This is a genomic window from Bradyrhizobium zhanjiangense, assembly GCF_004114935.1.
Lineage (GTDB): Bacteria > Pseudomonadota > Alphaproteobacteria > Rhizobiales > Xanthobacteraceae > Bradyrhizobium > Bradyrhizobium zhanjiangense.
Genome location: NZ_CP022221.1, coordinates 4321764 through 4337985 on the forward strand (window position 1 = coordinate 4321764; position 16222 = coordinate 4337985).

Consider the following 16222-nt stretch of genomic DNA (forward strand, 5'->3'; position numbering starts at 1 on the left):
GACCGGCACCCTCGACCAGTGGCTTAAGGACCCGCAACATTTCGTACCCGGCAATGAGATGACGTTCGCAGGGATCAAGAATGATCAGCAACGCGCTGATCTCCTCGCATTTCTCAGACAGGCCACCCAGCGGGGGCTTATCGCAATCGGCACAGCGGGACAGATTGCATCCAACTCTCATCCGGCGAGAAATTGCTTCAGTTTTCGTACTCAATGGTCCCTGTGTGGCGGTCGACTTTCAGGTTTTGCACAAGTGAATTGTCGACAGTAACGATCGCGGCACTAATACTCCCGCCGTCGGCACTGACGTTACCAATCTTCAGCCGCTTATTGTTGAGCCGCTCGAGCTGCACGCCGAGATAGCTTCGCACGTCCTCGACGGACAGGTTCATCATCGGGGTCACGTGCGATCCAAACATTCCGCCTGTGCCGCCGCGCGTCGTGTCGGAGCCCATCATTCCTTGCCCCATCATGTTGGACCCCATCATCCCTTGGCCCATGCCGCCCTGCATCATGCCGCCCATCATCGGACACATCATGCCTTGCTCCATGCCGCGTCGCATCATCCCGGAATCCATCATGCCTTGTCTCATCCCATGCTCGGGCATGTTGGAAGTTGTAGCCCTGGACGCGCTGCCTTCTTGCATCATGTCGGCACCCATGCCTTGCATTCCTTGAGCTATGGCGAGAGTTGAGCTCGAGGTTGCGATGCAGAGAACCAACGCCGCCCCCAAGCACAAATTAGTGGTGGTTTTCATGGTCGTTACTCCTGGTTGTTGAGGGCCTGCCTGATCTCGACCAGTAATCCGACGACGGGACGCACATTCTGCTGACATTTTACACCCGCGCGAAGCGCGAGCGGAATGCTTATGCAGATGCCGCTCCATAGTTTCAGGGACGCGACCGCAATTGCTGCAACGCGCTTGCGCCAAATGGAGGCGGCAATCCGGAGGTGAAGTCCGTCGGTCCAATCGTGCCGGACGGGCAGGGGCCGATGAACCAAGATTAAACTTGCCGTTCCGATCTCGTTCAGCTCGCCTCTTCGAAAATGTCCATCGGATCTCTTACGGTTCCGAGTCAGTTCACGCTTGCGGAGGACGATGATGGACGCGAACGAGCTTCAAAAGAAGAGCCTAAGACCGGTGTTGTGCCTCCTCGGCGCAGCCGCGCTACTTGTGACGTTGACGCACGCCGCGAGTGCCCATGATGAGGAAGGCTGGTACCGACCCCGCGAACACGATTGGCACTCCGGCTGGCACCACGATTGGCACTCCGGACCGCATTATGGTCAGCACAGCGGGTTCCATTGGGATCCGTACTATGGCTGGCACTATGGCAGGCACAACGGCCCGCACGAGGGGCGCCATGACGATTGGCACCGTGGCCCGCACCATGACTGGAATGGTGGCGATCACGATGACTAGGACATGATCCGCAGGCGCCTTGCGCCGCAAATGGATTGTGCCCAGCGAAAAAGGCTGATACGGCGACCGGATTTGGACATAAGGCGATATCCAAACGTGCGCGAATTAGGCCGAACGAGTGCGAATTGGGTAGGAGAGAATGATGCTACGTGTTGTCGCGAGCTTGGCTATTCTTGTGAGTGGTCTCATGGCCGGATCGGCCTACGCTCACCCGGCCCTCCAAGCCAGCAATCCCGGACAGGATGCCACGGTACCGCCTCCGAAAGAGGTTCGATTGACCTTCAGCGAGAATGTCATCCCTAAATTCTCAGGGCTGACAATCAAGGACAGCAGGGGCGCTCTCATCCAGACGGAAAGTCCATCCATCGATCCGAATGATAAGCGACAGCTTGTCGTTCCGATCGTCAAGTCGCTGTCTGCCGGAATTTACGACGTCGAGTGGCATGCTGTTTCAGCCGATACCCACAAGGTGAAGGGCCACTTCTCGTTCAAGGTTTCGCAATGATGCTGGAGGCGGGCCTCGTTGGCGCCCGCTTCGTTCATCTGGCCTGCGTCATTATTTCCTTCGGTGCTGCACTCTTCCCGCTCTATTCGTGCCTGAGCGCCGACAGCTCAGAGCGACTTGGGCGCCAACTGAATCCTATCCTGATCACGGCCGCGCTTGGCGCGCTCTTAAGCGGCCTTGCCTGGTTCGGCTTGACCGTGGCGAACATGTCCGGGGAGCTTGCAGACGCCGTGGATCGTGACACGTTGGCATCAGTGCTATGGGACACCGATTTCGGTCACGTATGGGCGGTGCGCGCACCGCTTATGATTCTCCTCGTTGCGGCGATCCAGTTGCCTGGCGTATCTCACTTGAACCGTCGTGCGATCGCAATTGTGACGTTTCTCGCAGCGATCCTCCTCGCGTCATTGGCCGGAATTGGGCACACCCAGGTCAACGAAGGGACCTCGGCACGCATTCACGTCACTAGCGACGTAGCGCACCTGCTTGCGGCTGGCGCTTGGCTGGGCGGTCTTTTACCTCTAAGTCTCTTTCTCGCTTCCAATCAGAAGGTCAGGGTACCGAATAGAGGAGTCGTGCGCGTCTTGTCGCGCTTCTCAGGAATGGGCTACGCTGCGGTAGCGGTCCTCCTTGCCTCCGGTTCGATCAATAGTTGGTTCCTCGTCGGCTCTCTGTCGCACTTGATCTCTACGACTTACGGTCAGTTGCTGTTGGTGAAATCGGGGCTGTTCGCTCTAATGGTGCTGTTGGCTGCCGCCAACCGGTTCTGGCTTGTTCCGGCTATGGCCCAATCGCCGACTGCGAACGGGTCCGAAAGCATGCTGGCAAAGCTTCGCGGTCACGTTCTTGGGGAGCAGGTGGTGGGCCTAGTCGTCGTAGGCGTCGTCAGCGTGTTGGGGACATTAGACCCCGCCATGCATGGTTCGTGAAGTTAATGCATCGTGGGGACGCCGATCGTGCAATCGCAACGAACCGTTGACGATCAAGGAAGCACCAAGCGTCCGATTCTGCTCCCATAATACTCAGTGAACCACAGCGCGCCATCCGGCCCGGTCGTGATGCTGTGGGTTTCGCTACCGTCCGAAGGAATCGCGAACTCGGTGACTGAACCGCTGGTCGTGATCCGACCGATTCTGTTGCCAACGATGCAGCGCGAAGCTTGCTGGCGAACGCAACTGGCTTCGGTAAACCACAAGGCACCATCCGGCCCCGTCGCGATGCCCCATGGCTGGGCATCAGGATTAGGAAGGGATTCGGTCATCTCGCCATCGGTGGTCATTCGCACGATTTTGCCACTAACCGACTCGGTGAACCACAGTGCGCCATCTGGTCCGCTCGTAATACCCCCGGGGCTACTATTCTCTGGGGAGATCGTGAACTCGGTGACCGCGCCCGTTGTAGTCATCCGCCCGACTTTGCCGCGAAAATATGTGAACCACAGCGCGCCGTCGGGCCCAGTTGCGATCGCGCCGCTCCTGGCGTTGGGAATCCTGAATTCGGTGACCTCGCCGGTCGTCGCGATCCGCCCGATTTTATCTCCAACCGCTTCGGTGAACCACAAGGCGCCATCTGGCCCGGTCGTGATGCCAAGTGGTCCCGTCGATCCAGGGATTGCGAATTCGGTCAGCTTTAGGTTTTCGACGGTGGCGGTCGTCGGAATGCGCCCGATCTTCTTCGCCGTGAACTCGGTGAACCACAGCGCGCCGTCAGGCCCCGTCGTGATGGAATGCAAAACGCCGCCGCCCTTGATCGGGAATTCGGTGATGTTGCCATCGATGGTCATTCGCCCGATCTTGCCCGCTGCCTCGGTGAACCAGAGCGCACCGTCTGGTCCAGTGGTGATTGCGGACGGACGGCTGGCGGGAGGCAGCATGAATTCAGTGAAGGTCTGGGCAGCAGCAGGCATAATTCCAACGGCCGCACCCAATCCAAGCGCAATTGCCAGCAACAATGAAGCGACCGCAAATCTCATGGCCTTCTCCACGTAGGGTGGGCCTTGCGCCGAAGCACGATCTCACGAACTCCGAAACTTAAGTCTAGCAGTCTTTCGGACGCCGTATCGCGTTAATTGCTGGCGCGCCGGAGAAGGGCGGAGCCGATGGCGCAAAGGCGACGCTTGCTGTCGTCGCCGCTACTCGCCCGGCGCGGTTAGCGGGAGCGCTTACCGCGGCGAGAAGGCCGGCGCACATGCCTCAAAAGAAGTTGACCTGGAGCTGAATTAGAACGTCTCAAATTGCACCGATCCGAAACCGGCGGTACGACCGTCCTCGGACCCAACTTCAATTTGGCATCCCGGTGAGCATGCTATCTTTACCGCCGCGTCTCGCAGTGCTTGCCACGCTGGTCGCTCTGGTATTCTGCGGCGCAGCGAGGGCCGAGACGAGCGATGTCGAAACCACGTGGCGACTGTTGGATTACATTGCGGTGGATTACGCCGGCGCCGTATCACATGGCTCGGTATTAAGCCCTTCCGAATATGCCGAGCAGAATGAGTTCGCGGCGACCGTTGCCGCAAAGATCGCTGCACTCCCACCTAAGCCGGAACGGCAAGCGCTTGCGACGGAAGCTGCCCGCCTGCAGCGCGCCATCGCAGACAAGTCTGACGCCGAGCAGGTAGCAGCTATAGCGCATGGCCTGGCGGCTGCGTTGCTGGCGACCTACCCCGTGCCGCTGGCGCCGAACAAGGTTCCGGACTTCGCACGCGGCGCCGCGTTGTTCGGTCAGAACTGCGCCGCCTGCCATGGAGACGCGGGCGACGGCCATGGACCAGATGCCGTCAAGCTTGATACGCCGCCCATAGCGTTCACGGACGCCGAGCGTGCTCGCCAGCGCAGCGTGTTCGCCCTCTATCAGGTGATCACCCAGGGACTTGATGGTGCGGCGATGCCGAGCTTCGACGGCCTTCCGACCGATGACCGTTGGGCGCTGGCCCTCTACGCCAGTCATTTCGCCTTCGTCGATGCCGCTGCGGCCGAAGGCGAGCGGCTGTGGAAGCAGGACGCCTCGCTTCATAGGCTCGTTCCCGATCTGAAGACGCTCGTCGGGACGACGCCCGCAGCGCTCGCGAGCAAGATCGGACAGGACAAGGCCGACGCTCTCATGGCCTATTTGCGTCGCCATCCAGAAACGGTCACGCAGCAGCAGACCGGATCCCTGTCGCTGGTGCGCGGCCGCTTGACCGAGAGCCTTGCCGCCTATCGTGCGGGGGACCGCCAGCATGCGGGCGAGCTGGCTTTGTCTGCCTATCTCGATGGGTTTGAGCCGGTCGAACCGGCGCTGGGGGCGCGCAATCGTGCGCTTCTGGAGCGGATCGAGGGCGCGATGGGCGACTACCGTGCCGCCATCCAGAGCGGAGAAAATGCCGATGCGCTCGCCGATCGCGTACAGGTCCTCGACGATCTTTTCGATGATGCAGAGGCGTCGCTTTCCCCCAATGCGGCAAGCGGCCTCTCAACGTTTCTCGGAGCGGCAACGATCCTGCTGCGCGAAGGACTGGAAGCGCTGCTGATCGTCGTTGCGATGATCGCCTTCCTCCGCAAGGCCGAGCGGATGGAGGTCATGCCCTACGTCCATGCGGGTTGGGTAGGCGCGCTCGTCGCCGGCTTCTTGACCTGGGTCGTTGCGACCTGGGTGGTCGGAATCAGCGGCGCGAGCCGGGAGCTGACGGAGGGATTCGGGTCGGTGATCGCCGCCGTCGTTCTGCTATCGGTTGGCATCTGGATGCACGGCAAGGCACAAGCCGATCAATGGCAGCGCTACATTCGCGAAAGGATGGCAAAGGCGTTGTCCGGTGGTTCGGCCTGGTTTCTGTTCGGGCTCGCTTTCATCGTGGTTTACCGCGAGGTATTCGAGACGATCCTCTTCTACGCGGCGCTATGGACCCAGGGAAACGGCGGCGTGATACTCGCAGGCGCGCTGAGCGCGTGCGCGGCGCTGGCGCTTATCGCGTGGGCGATGCTGCGCTATAGTCGCCGGCTGCCAATCGGCAAGTTCTTCACCTACAGTTCGTGGCTCATGGCGGTTCTGACGGTCGTGCTGGCTGGCAAGGGCATCGCAGCCCTGCAAGAGGCCGGCATCGTTAGCATCGCGCCGTTACGCTTGGTGCCACGCATCTCGTTGGTTGGTCTGTTCCCAACCACGCAAACGGTCGCGGCCCAGCTACTCATGATTGCGGCTCTGGCGATAGGCTTCGGCCTCAATCGTCGAAAGGTCGCATAGGATGAGGCCTGGCGGTGGCAGTGACCAGGATGACGAAGTCGGTTTTGCCCATTTCGATAAGCCGTTGAAATCACAGCAAATGCGACCGCCCTCCGACGCAGATCGCGCAACTGCCAAGGGCGCTCCGGCGGAGCGCCCCATCTTGTGCAGAACGGCGAAGACTAGGCGACCCTTGGGACAGGCAGCTCGGTGACTCCCGGCAACACCGTCTTGATGCGGATGTTGCGGAATTGCACCTTCGATCCATCGTGATGGTTTTGTAGCGCGATGTGGCCGCGAAGAGACCGGGACGTGGGATCCGTGAAGTCGTTCACGAGCACATCGTTAAGCGTCACTTTGATGCGGTTTCCGACCGCCTCAATCAGGAACCTGTTCCATTGCCACGGGCCTTTCGCAACATCGCTGCGGGTCGCGGCACTGATGTTGTAAATGGCGCCCGTGCTTCGCAGCGGATCGTTCTCCATATTCTTTTCGGAGTTGTATCCACGGGGATCGATTTGGATCTCGTAGCTTTGGTCGATTGCGGCCGTCCAATCGTTCGGATTCGAACTGTTCAGGTTGGGCACGCGGATGAAAACGCCGGAGTTGTCCGTGCGGTTGGCGTATTGCCATTCCAGCTCGAGCACGAAGTCGGAGAAGCTCTCGCGCGTGTACCAGAGCAATCCGGGCCCGCCGACGGACTCGAGAATGTCGAACACCTGCAGGAAGCTTCCGGACCCCGACATCTGCCAGTCTGCCAAGCTTCCTGCGTAGAGCGGCTTGAAACGCGCCAAAGGCGTCGGCGTCGATGCCGCAACGACGGCGGCGCTCGTCCGACGCGCGAGCGTAAGGCTGGTCAAAGACGGATTCGCCGAGCCGACGGTGGGGAACACAGCAGGGCCAGCAACATAGGCGTTGGAGATGTGATGGAATCGTCCGTTGGAGTCGGTGATCGATGTGGCCGGATCCTCGCCCATCCACAACGTGCCCGCTTCGTGATGCGTATTGCCCAACTGGTCCTTGGTGGCACCAAACGGATCGGCGGGCGGGGTGCTTTGCCAGCCGCCATTGTACAGGTACTGAACGTCGCCGGCGTTCTTGCCGAGGCGTCCGGCCAGGCTGACCGCCGCGCTGGCTAGTTTGCTCCAGGCCGCGTAGTCGTTTGGCGTCGGCGTGAAATTGACCCACGCGCGCGCGCTCATGCCGTCGTTTTGAAGCGGATCGGCCGCATTGGTGAGGTTCACGAAGCTCGTGACGCCGCCCGGGCCTGCGCTCTTGTCGCCGTCCATTTCACCGAGACCGCGAAAAACGATCGCCACCCAATCCGGGTCCTCGTTCGAAAGCAGGTTCCGCAACAGGTCGATGTCGGGCACCATAGTCCACATCGTTGCTTCCGGGTTCTGTCCTTTCTCTGCCGATGCGAGCACCTGGAAATGATACCGGCGTTTGCTGCCGTCCGGATTCGTGATCTCGCCGCGCACGATGGCTCCGCCCTGCTCAAGTGTGGTGACCGCTCCGAGCCCGAGCGCGCTGCGCTTGACGCGCACGGTCAGATTCGTGCGCAGATGCGCCATAAAGTTGGCGCCCATGCTGTACGCACCACGATTGATCGGGAACGACTCGATCGCCAGCCGTGTCGACTCGATCGTCCCCGCCGCCAGAATGACCTGGCAATCGGGACTGAGGTTTGTCGGAACGGAGAGCGATCGAAACTGACCATTGTAGGTGAGATCGATGCCCGTGACCTTGCCCCCGCTGTTCTGTAGCCGGATCACGTGGCACCGCGGAACGAGGAAGAATCGCCGCCGCGAATTATCGTTCAACGTCCAACGTTTCGCGATATCGTCGCGGATGCTCTCCAGCAGCATGGGTCCGCTGCTGAATTTGTCGAAGGAAAAGAGGCCGGGCCCCGGTGAGCCTGCCTGCACCGCGATCGGGGCCTCTTCGACGACATCGACGGTCACATTGGGAATGTTCGCGCCGCTCGCCACGCTTTGGAGCGCTGCATTGACCGCCGCATTGAGCGGACCCGAGAGGTAGTCCGCCTTGTCCTGAACGCCAATTTCGAACTCGACGTCCGGGTAGTTCGCTGTCAGAAAATCGCGCGCGCCTTTGGGCCACGCAGCCAGATCAGCCGGCGTGAGCCGCGGAGACCAGCCTCCCCAGAACAGCGATCGGCCTCCCGGGCAGTAGGCTAGCCCGGTGAACGGCTCGTTGCTGTGCCAAGGAATGCCCCAGACGCCATTGCGCCCACCCGGATCTTGATCGTTACGTGTGACCAGCGCGGTATCCGGCGCATTCAGCCCGAGATGCGGCATGTTCTGCACGTGCGTTGAAGCAAAATAGCCTCCCGCGTCGAGCAGGAGCACCCGGAGGTTCTGGTCGGCGCTGCCGCGATAGATCTTGTCGGCGACATAGGCGCCGAACATGCCTGCGCCGATGACAACTACATCAAACGGCTTGCCGCCGTTATTCGCTGCTTCGTCATAGGTGCTGCACACGTATCGGCCGAGCAGATCCCGCGTGAACTCGGTGTCTTGAATATCGACCGGAATGGAAGCGTCTTGCCGCAGAAAGGTGAGCATGGAGAGTTCCTTTCGAAGCGTTGAGATCGCCGCGGTGCGCGAGACGGTTTGGTCCGGCCGTGTCGCTTTCGATCGTTAGGCCGCGCCTCCGCAGCAAGGCAGAGGAGGCGCCTCAGGGGTCAAGCGAGACGCGCGACGAAGACCTGCCACACGCTTGGAGCGCGATCTTGGAGAAATGATACGACAAATTGCCGGCACGATTGGTGAGCCGGTTCACACATGAGTGCGATTTCAGCTCCGTGACCCCGCGGGTGATCTCGCAGGGCTGATAGACTTCGCGGCGGTTGCAGTGAGCTGCTCCACAGAAGCAGACCTAAGCGCCAGAACGACAGAAATGCTGCCAGTCGCCTGCGGGTGAAACTGCGACTTGGCCGGGAAGGCCGCTTGGGCGCATAGCGGCCTTGTGAGTGAGCCGCCGGTCAACCGAGAGCCAGACCGAAATGCGTTGCCGCTCGATCGCATCGTCAACGCGAGCGAACAAAGAGACACTCAGCGCCTGCGCTGGCTGCACGCCGGACCCGAGCAGCGTGATGTGGTCAGCTTCCGAAGCTATGACACAGTCGACATTCAGAGCTTCGCCTGCAGTCTATCCGCGACGCGGCGGGCGATCTCTGCCGGCGCGTCATCCGGGATCGGGAAGACTGAACTGACGTTGATCTCGCCGAGCACGTAACTGTCGCTCCCGTTGGAGCAAGGCGGGCCCAGCATGAAGTCTGCATCCCAGATCATCGGGAGATCGCTCCTCGGGATGTCCAGCAAGGAAGTCAGCTGCGGCGTCCACTCGTCTTCCATCAACCGGCGCAGGCCCTGGAAGCGCGGGTCGGCCTTGTTGGCATAGAGCCGCGGTCCGGCTTTCGCGCGCGCGGTCGGTTCGTCAACCAGGGCCTTGACCTTATGATAGCCGAAGCCCGCGCAGCGATCGCCTGCCATATAACAGCGGACCACCCCTTCGCTCAGGCGTGGCTGGAACGGCTGATCGATCACAGGACCGTCTTCGAAATACTCGATGCACCGCTTAAGAAACTCGTCCAATGCGATGTCCTCCGATCCTTCCTTGGTGGCATCAAGCACGCGTACCATCAGCCCGTCGGGTGGACTTGCCAGCGCCTCGACTTTCCAGACACCCTGGCCGCCATTACCGCGGTTGCGCTTGATCACGCGCGGACCTGCGGCGAGTCGCAAGGGCAACTCCACACTCATCTGCTCGAGCGTTCGATAGAGGGCCGTGTCACAGCCCCAGCTCATAATGCGGGTGCGATGGAGCACCTCTTTGGTGCCCATTTTGAGGATGACATCGGGATGGGCGCTCACCCAGACGCCGCGCGCCGCGACCTCGCGCAGCAGCGCGTCAAGATTGGCGCGGTTGCGCCCCTCGTGAATCGGATTGACCCAGACGAGCACGCCATCGAACGTGGCGAGCTGTGTTCGGACGGCGTCGAGGACATCGTCCTCATAGACCACCGGTTCCGCATCAACGCCGACATCGGCGAGCGCCGCGAATACGGCACTGAACCGGCTGGTCTCTGGCGAGGCACTGCGGCGCGCCGCTTCATCTCCGCGCCACAGGATGGCGGTGCGGCCGAGGCAAGCTGTGGGTTCAAGCATGGAAAACGTCTCCTGATTCATTGATCCATCGGCTTCAGTGTTGGTTATGCACAGAAGGTGCGGGCGGATCTGTCGTAACGCTAGACGACTAGGACCGCGCCCGAAGCCAACAGCAGCACCAATACAATCTTGCGGAATGCGGCCTCGCTGACACGGCCGAACAACTTGAGACCAAGCCAAGTGCCGGCGAACAGGGCCGGCAGTCCGATCAGAAAGAGCTTGATCGTCTCCGCGCTCAACGCACCTTTGGCGCCGATCCAAAGCGCACTCAGTAGGAACGTCGCCACCGCAACGGGTTGAAACACCGCACGCTGCACATCCTTGGGCCACCCGCGCAGTCCGCACCAGATTGTGACGAGGATTCCGGCGAGCCCAGTGATGCCGCCCAGCGCCCCGTTGAGGAATCCGACAACGGCATCGACTGCGGTGCCCGGCGATTTCAAGGGCTCGATCGCAGGACGAAACAGGGCATAAAGGCTATAGAGAACGAGAAACACGCCGACACCCGCGCGGACGTGGCCAGGATCGCCCCAGGTCAACATTGTTACCCCAACCGGCACGCCGGGTGCTGCACCAAGGATGAACGGCCAGAGCCGTCTCCAGTCCAGAGCACCACGTAATTTCCATACGGAGTATCCCTGCACGATCAGCCCAAAGGCGATGATCAAGCTGGCGGTTTGCACGGGAGTAAGGATGTAGAGCCAGATCGAGGCGGCGATCAGGCCAAATGCAAACCCGGAAAGGCCGGCAACGAGCGCACCGGCGAAGGTCGCAACGATGAAAAGCGGGAGTTCAAAAGACATCCCATCCATGTGTTCGCTCCAAAACAAAGCGAACAGCTCTTGCATGGGATGACCCACTTGACGGGGAGGCTGCTACATCCCCAGAGGCACACTAGTCCGAACGCCGAGAAAGCTCAATTGACGTTTTCAATGTGCGCGGTGAGCGACCTTTTGTCCCTGAAGGGTCGATTAGTTGATCTGCCTACAAGATGGCATCAGAGAGCAACGCTCGACATATCCCCTCAGGGGGGATAGGATATGTGCATGGCGAAAGAACACGTTCACGAAAGTCATCCGGAGATCGTCAAGCGGCTGAAGCGCGCCGAGGGGCACCTCCACAGAGTCATCGAGATGTTCGGCGAGGGGCGCGGCTGTCTCGATCTCGCTCAGCAGCTTCATGCGGTCGAGAAGGCCATCGGCGAGGCGAAGAGGGCGCTCATCCACGATCACGTGGATAATTGCCTCGACGCGGCAGCGAACGGCGGCTCGTCGAAATCCACGAAGACCGTGCTCGCCGAATTCAAGGCGATCTCGCGTTACCTCTGAGCGGCGGCGCGCCGCGCCGGTATTGAAGAGAAACGTATGTCCTTCCGACCGTTTATCCTGGTCGCGGTGTTCGCAGCGGGCGTCGCATCTGCCCTTTGGGCACCAGGCATGCCGGCCCTGCGGAAAGCCGTGGGAGTTGCCGCCGAGCAGCCGCGGCAGGAGGCCAAAACAGCGGAGGCCGAACGTCGGCCTGTCGTCCGGATGGACGACGAGCGAATTGCTCTCGCCAAAATCGAGCAGGTGCAGGTGGGACCGGGCAGCATCGCCAGGCGACTTTTGGTGCCCGGAACCGTTGCTCCAGACGCGGACCGGGTTGCGCACGTCTCGGTGAAGCTGTCCGGCACAGTTGCCGAGCTTCGCAAGAACATCGGCGATGTCGTCGCACAGGGCGAAATTCTGGCTTCGCTTGAGAGCCGCGAAGTTGCGGACGCCAAGAGCGAATATCTGGCCGCTCGACTTGCGAACGAACTGCAACAAGATCTCGCAGGACGAGACAAGCTATTGTGGGAAGGCCGCGCAGCGCCGGAGCTGCAATATATTCGTTCCCGCAATGCGGCAGCGCAGACCGCCATGCGCCTGGACATCGCCCGCCAAAAGCTGCTGGCGTTGGGCGTGCAGGAAAATGAAATTGCGGGGCTGCCGCAGGCGCCAGAGATCTCGCTGCGGAGCCAAAACGTTCGCGCGCCGATCTCGGGCCGGGTTGCCGCGCGCAGAGTCGAGCTCGGAACGGCAGTCGGCCGCGACAATCTTGAAACCGAGCTCTTTGTCATTGTCGATCTGAGCCGCGTATGGGTCGAACTGGCTGTCTCGTCCAGCGACCTGCCATTGGTGAAAGAGGGCCAAACTGTCCGGATCACGGGGCGGGGAATGCCGGAAACCGCTTTTGGCAAAATCGTGTTCGTGTCGCCGCTGCTTGAGAAGGAGACCCGCAGCGCGCGCGTCGTCGCAGCGCTGGACAATCCGGACGGCCGCTGGCGGCCAGGGTCCTTCGTTACTGCGGCGATTGCGCTGAATGATCACCGGGCAGATGTCGTGGTACCGATCGGCGCGCTTCAGACCGTGAATGGACGGAGGGTGGTCTTCATTCGCAGCAAGGATGGGTTCGAGGTGCGCGGCGTGATGCCCGGCCAGCGCGACGGGGAGGTCATTGAAATCGCCTCTGGCCTCGCTGCCGGTGAGACCATCGCCGTGTCAAACACGTTCTCGCTGAAGGCAGAGCTTTCGAAGCCCCGCGACGAGGACTGAGCAATGATCGCCTGGATTGTCGACTTCTCAGTTCGTCGGCGCTGGCTCGTGGTGCTGGTGACGCTGGTTGCCGCCGGCGCCGGCTTCTGGTCGATGACGAAATTGCCGATCGATGCCGTCCCCGACGTCACGAACGTGCAGGTCCAGGTCAACGCGACCGCCCCGGCCTTGACGCCAACTGAAATCGAAAAGCAGGTGACAGTCGCGCTCGAGACGGCGCTGGCGGGCACGCCAGGCCTGGAGTCGACGCGATCCTTCTCGCGCAACGGCTTTGCGCAGATCACGGCTGTATTCGCCGATCGCACCGATATCTACTTCGCGCGTCAGCAGGTTTCCGAACGGCTGAACGAAGCGAAAGGCAATCTTCCTCCCGCTGTCGACGTTCGCATGGGGCCGATCTCCACCGGCCTTGGTGAGATCTACTGGTGGGCGGTCGAGTATGCCAAGCCGGGCGAGATGGGACCAATCGAGGACGGCAAGCCCGGATGGCAGAGCGATGGCAGCTATCTCACGCCCGAAGGCGAGCGGTTGACGGATGACTTTCAGCGTACCGTCTATCTCCGTACGGTGCAGGACTGGATCATCCGCCCGCAAATGAAGACAGTGCCCGGCGTGGCCGGAGCGGATGCGATCGGCGGGTTCGTTAAACAGTTTCAGGCGCACCCCGATCCGCTCAGGCTGAACGCCTATGGGCTATCGTTCGGCCAGGTGATCGCCGCGATCGAGGCCAACAATGTTAGCCGCGGCGCCAACTTCATCGAGCAGAACGGCGAGGGCGTCGTGGTCCGCGCCAGTGGCCGGGTCGAGAACCTCGAGGACATCAGGCAGATTGTCGTGACGACGCGGGGAGGAATTCCCGTGCGCATCCAGGACGTCGCCAATGTCGAGATCGGGCGCGAGCTGCGGACCGGCAGTGCCAGCGTCGATGGGCAAGAAGTCGTGCTCGGAACAGCGCTTATGCTGATCGGCGGCAATAGCCGCACGGTGGCAGCCGCTGCCGACGCCAAGATCAAGCAGATTAGCCGCACGCTGCCGCCGGGCATCAAGGCGCGGACCGTGCTTAATCGCACGCAGTTGGTTGACGCCACCATTCGGACTGTTGCAACCAACCTCGCCGAAGGTGCGCTGCTGGTGATCGCAGTGCTCTTCCTGATGCTCGGCAATTTCCGTGCGGCGCTGATTACCGCTGGCGTCATCCCAGTCACGATGCTGTTGACGGTAACAGGCATGTTGGGGACCAAGCTCAGCGCGAACCTGATGAGCCTTGGCGCGCTCGACTTCGGCCTGATCGTCGATGGTGCCGTCATCATCACGGAGAACAGCCTGCGCCATCTGGCAGAACGCCAGCGCGAGCTCGGCCGGACCCTTAGGCCTGCCGAGCGCCTCAACACCGTGACAGTATCAGCGATCGAGATGATCAGACCCACGGTCTACGGCCAGCTCATCATCATCCTGGTCTATGTGCCGCTACTGACCTTCACTGGCGTCGAAGGCAAGACGTTCGAGCCGATGGCGTTGACTGTGATGATCGCGCTTGTTGCGGCCTTCGTTCTGTCACTGACCTTCGTGCCTGCGGCGATTGCGATCGCGATGACCAAGCCGGTGCGCGAACAGGAAAACCCAATTGTCCATTGGCTTAAGCAACTCTATGCGCCAGTCCTGGCGAAGGCAGTGGTGTCGCCGCGGCCGATCATGGCCACGGCGGTGGTTCTCTTCGTCGGTGCGGTGATCCTCTTTGGTCGACTTGGTCAAGAGTTCACGCCGACGCTTGACGAAAAGAACATCGTCATGGAGGTCAAGCGCGTGCCCAGCACGGCGCTGTCGCAGGCTCAAGCGATGCAGCTCATGATCGAGCGGACGATCAGCAAATTTCCGCAGGTCTCCTTCGTGTTCTCGCGCACGGGAACGCCCGATCTCGCTGCCGATCCGATGCCCCCGAGCGCCTCCGACACCTACATCATCGTCAAGCCGCAGAGCGAATGGCCGGATCCGTCGCTGTCGAAGGACGACCTGATTCGGCAGATCGAGGCAGAAGCGACCAAGTTGCCGGGCAACAAGGTCGGCTTCTCCCAACCCATCGAAATGCGGTTCAACGAGCTGATCGCGGGCGTCCGGGAAGATCTTGCCGTCAAGGTGTTCGGCGACGATTTCAGCGAAATGCAGCGGACCGCGCAGGAGATCGCCAATGTGCTGCGTCGTATCGAGGGCGCCGAAAGTGTCAAGGTCGAGGAAACGACTGGCCTTCCATTCCTTGAAATCCGCATCGACAAGGCCGAAATCGCCCGCCGCGGCCTCAACCTCGCAACCATCCAGGACTTGATCGAGACGGCCATTGGAGGCCGAGTGGCCGGGCTTGTCTTCGAAGGCGACCGCCGCTTCCAGATTGTGGTTCGGCTCGACGACAAGCTGCGTTCCGACATTACCGCTCTGGAGGCGCTTCCAGTGCCGTTACCGCACGCCGATCCGAATGCGCCGGCCCCCTCCGTTCCGCTGCGCACACTGGCATCCTTCGAGCAGACCGAGGGGCCCAACCAGATCAGCCGCGAAAACGGCAAGCGTCGGGTGGTGACGACGGCCGAGGTTCGCGGCCGGGACATCGGTTCGCTCGTCGCCGAAGCACAGGCCAAGGTCGCAGAACAGGTCAAGCTTCCCCCTGGGACTTATCTGGCCTGGGGAGGACAGTTCGAGAACTTCTCCGTCGCGCGGCAGCGGCTGATGGTCGTGGTGCCCGGCTGCTTCCTTCTCATCTTCCTGTTGCTGTTCGGCGCCTTGGGTTCCGCGCGGGATGCGCTTCTGGTCTTCAGCGCCGTGCCGCTCGCTCTGACCGGCGGTATTGTCACGCTATGGCTGCGTGGCATGCCGTTCTCGATCTCGGCTGCGGTTGGCTTCATCGCGTTGTCGGGTGTCGCCGTCCTGAACGGGCTCGTGATGTTGAGCCAGATCCGCAAACTGGTCGAGGACGGCGCCGAACTTCGGTCCGCGATCGAAGAAGGGGCGTTGATACGCTTCCGACCGGTGATCATGACTGCTTTGGTCGCATCGCTCGGCTTCGTCCCCATGGCGCTCGCCACGGGAACGGGCGCCGAGGTGCAGCGGCCGCTGGCCACTGTGATGATCGGTGGATTGCTCACGGCGACGCTGTTGACGCTCATCGTTCTGCCGGCGCTCTATGCCTATTTCGCGCGACGGCCATTGCGATTGAAGAGATCCGATCAGTTCCTCTCGCGACGCGCAGCCGAATAGACCAGAGGGCCTATCGAGCTTTGAGTCCTTGCCAACCGAACCTATCGCGATGACAACGGCAATACTACTGTCCTTCAGTCTCGCTCCCGG

General features: G+C 61.3%; 11 protein-coding genes. 6 read left to right on the forward strand and 5 right to left on the reverse strand.

The window, feature by feature from the left end; all coding sequences use genetic code 11:
- Positions 1–197: 197 nt before the first annotated feature.
- On the reverse strand, positions 198–758 hold the full coding sequence (locus XH85_RS20570; RefSeq protein WP_128933242.1) for a hypothetical protein: 561 nt from the start codon (positions 756–758) through the stop codon (positions 198–200).
- A gap of 805 nt (positions 759–1563) precedes the next feature.
- Here XH85_RS20570 and copC point away from each other — a divergent pair.
- Both copC and copD read left to right on the forward strand, forming a co-directional pair.
- On the forward strand, positions 1564–1929 hold the full coding sequence (gene copC, locus XH85_RS20575; RefSeq protein ID WP_128933243.1) for a copper homeostasis periplasmic binding protein CopC: 366 nt from the start codon (positions 1564–1566) through the stop codon (positions 1927–1929).
- Positions 1926–2858 (forward strand): copper homeostasis membrane protein CopD, encoded by a 933-nt coding sequence (gene copD / locus XH85_RS20580; protein ID WP_245474168.1) that lies wholly within the window; start codon positions 1926–1928, stop codon positions 2856–2858. The genes copC and copD overlap by 4 nt, the downstream gene beginning before the upstream one ends.
- Before the next feature lie 53 nt (positions 2859–2911).
- On the opposite strand, the gene XH85_RS20585 is transcribed toward copD, so the two are convergent.
- The gene (locus XH85_RS20585) at positions 2912–3901 is read right to left on the reverse strand and encodes a Vgb family protein (protein WP_208758136.1); all 990 of its coding nucleotides are present in this window, start codon (positions 3899–3901) and stop codon (positions 2912–2914) included.
- A gap of 356 nt (positions 3902–4257) precedes the next feature.
- Between XH85_RS20585 and XH85_RS20590 the strand changes: the two genes are divergently transcribed.
- Positions 4258–6147 carry a cytochrome c/FTR1 family iron permease gene (locus XH85_RS20590; protein ID WP_245474170.1) on the forward strand — a complete coding sequence of 630 codons (1890 nt, stop codon included), beginning with the start codon at positions 4258–4260 and terminating at the stop codon, positions 6145–6147.
- Between the two features lie 161 nt (positions 6148–6308).
- Here the strand turns inward: XH85_RS20590 and XH85_RS20595 are convergent, their stop codons facing one another.
- From XH85_RS20595 to XH85_RS20605, 3 genes are all read right to left on the reverse strand, one after another.
- On the reverse strand, positions 6309–8711 hold the full coding sequence (locus XH85_RS20595; protein WP_128933244.1) for a 3-keto-alpha-glucoside-1,2-lyase-like domain-containing protein: 2403 nt from the start codon (positions 8709–8711) through the stop codon (positions 6309–6311).
- A 567-nt stretch (positions 8712–9278) separates the two neighbouring features.
- The gene (locus XH85_RS20600) at positions 9279–10337 is read right to left on the reverse strand and encodes a Cj0069 family protein (RefSeq protein WP_245474173.1); all 1059 of its coding nucleotides are present in this window, start codon (positions 10335–10337) and stop codon (positions 9279–9281) included.
- Positions 10338–10396: 59 nt separating this feature from the next.
- Positions 10397–11164 carry a sulfite exporter TauE/SafE family protein gene (locus XH85_RS20605; RefSeq protein WP_245473318.1) on the reverse strand — a complete coding sequence of 256 codons (768 nt, stop codon included), beginning with the start codon at positions 11162–11164 and terminating at the stop codon, positions 10397–10399.
- Positions 11165–11362: 198 nt separating this feature from the next.
- Between XH85_RS20605 and XH85_RS20610 the strand changes: the two genes are divergently transcribed.
- From XH85_RS20610 to XH85_RS20620, 3 genes are read left to right on the forward strand one after another with little or no spacing between them, the layout of a single operon-like run.
- Complete coding sequence (locus XH85_RS20610; protein WP_091889643.1) at positions 11363–11644, forward strand: metal-sensing transcriptional repressor; 282 nt, start codon at positions 11363–11365, stop codon at positions 11642–11644.
- A gap of 36 nt (positions 11645–11680) precedes the next feature.
- Complete coding sequence (locus XH85_RS20615) at positions 11681–12889, forward strand: efflux RND transporter periplasmic adaptor subunit (RefSeq protein WP_128933245.1); 1209 nt, start codon at positions 11681–11683, stop codon at positions 12887–12889.
- A 3-nt stretch (positions 12890–12892) separates the two neighbouring features.
- Positions 12893–16132: an efflux RND transporter permease subunit gene (locus XH85_RS20620; RefSeq protein WP_128933246.1), complete on the forward strand. Its 3240-nt coding sequence runs from the start codon at positions 12893–12895 to the stop codon at positions 16130–16132.
- Positions 16133–16222: the final 90 nt, after the last annotated feature.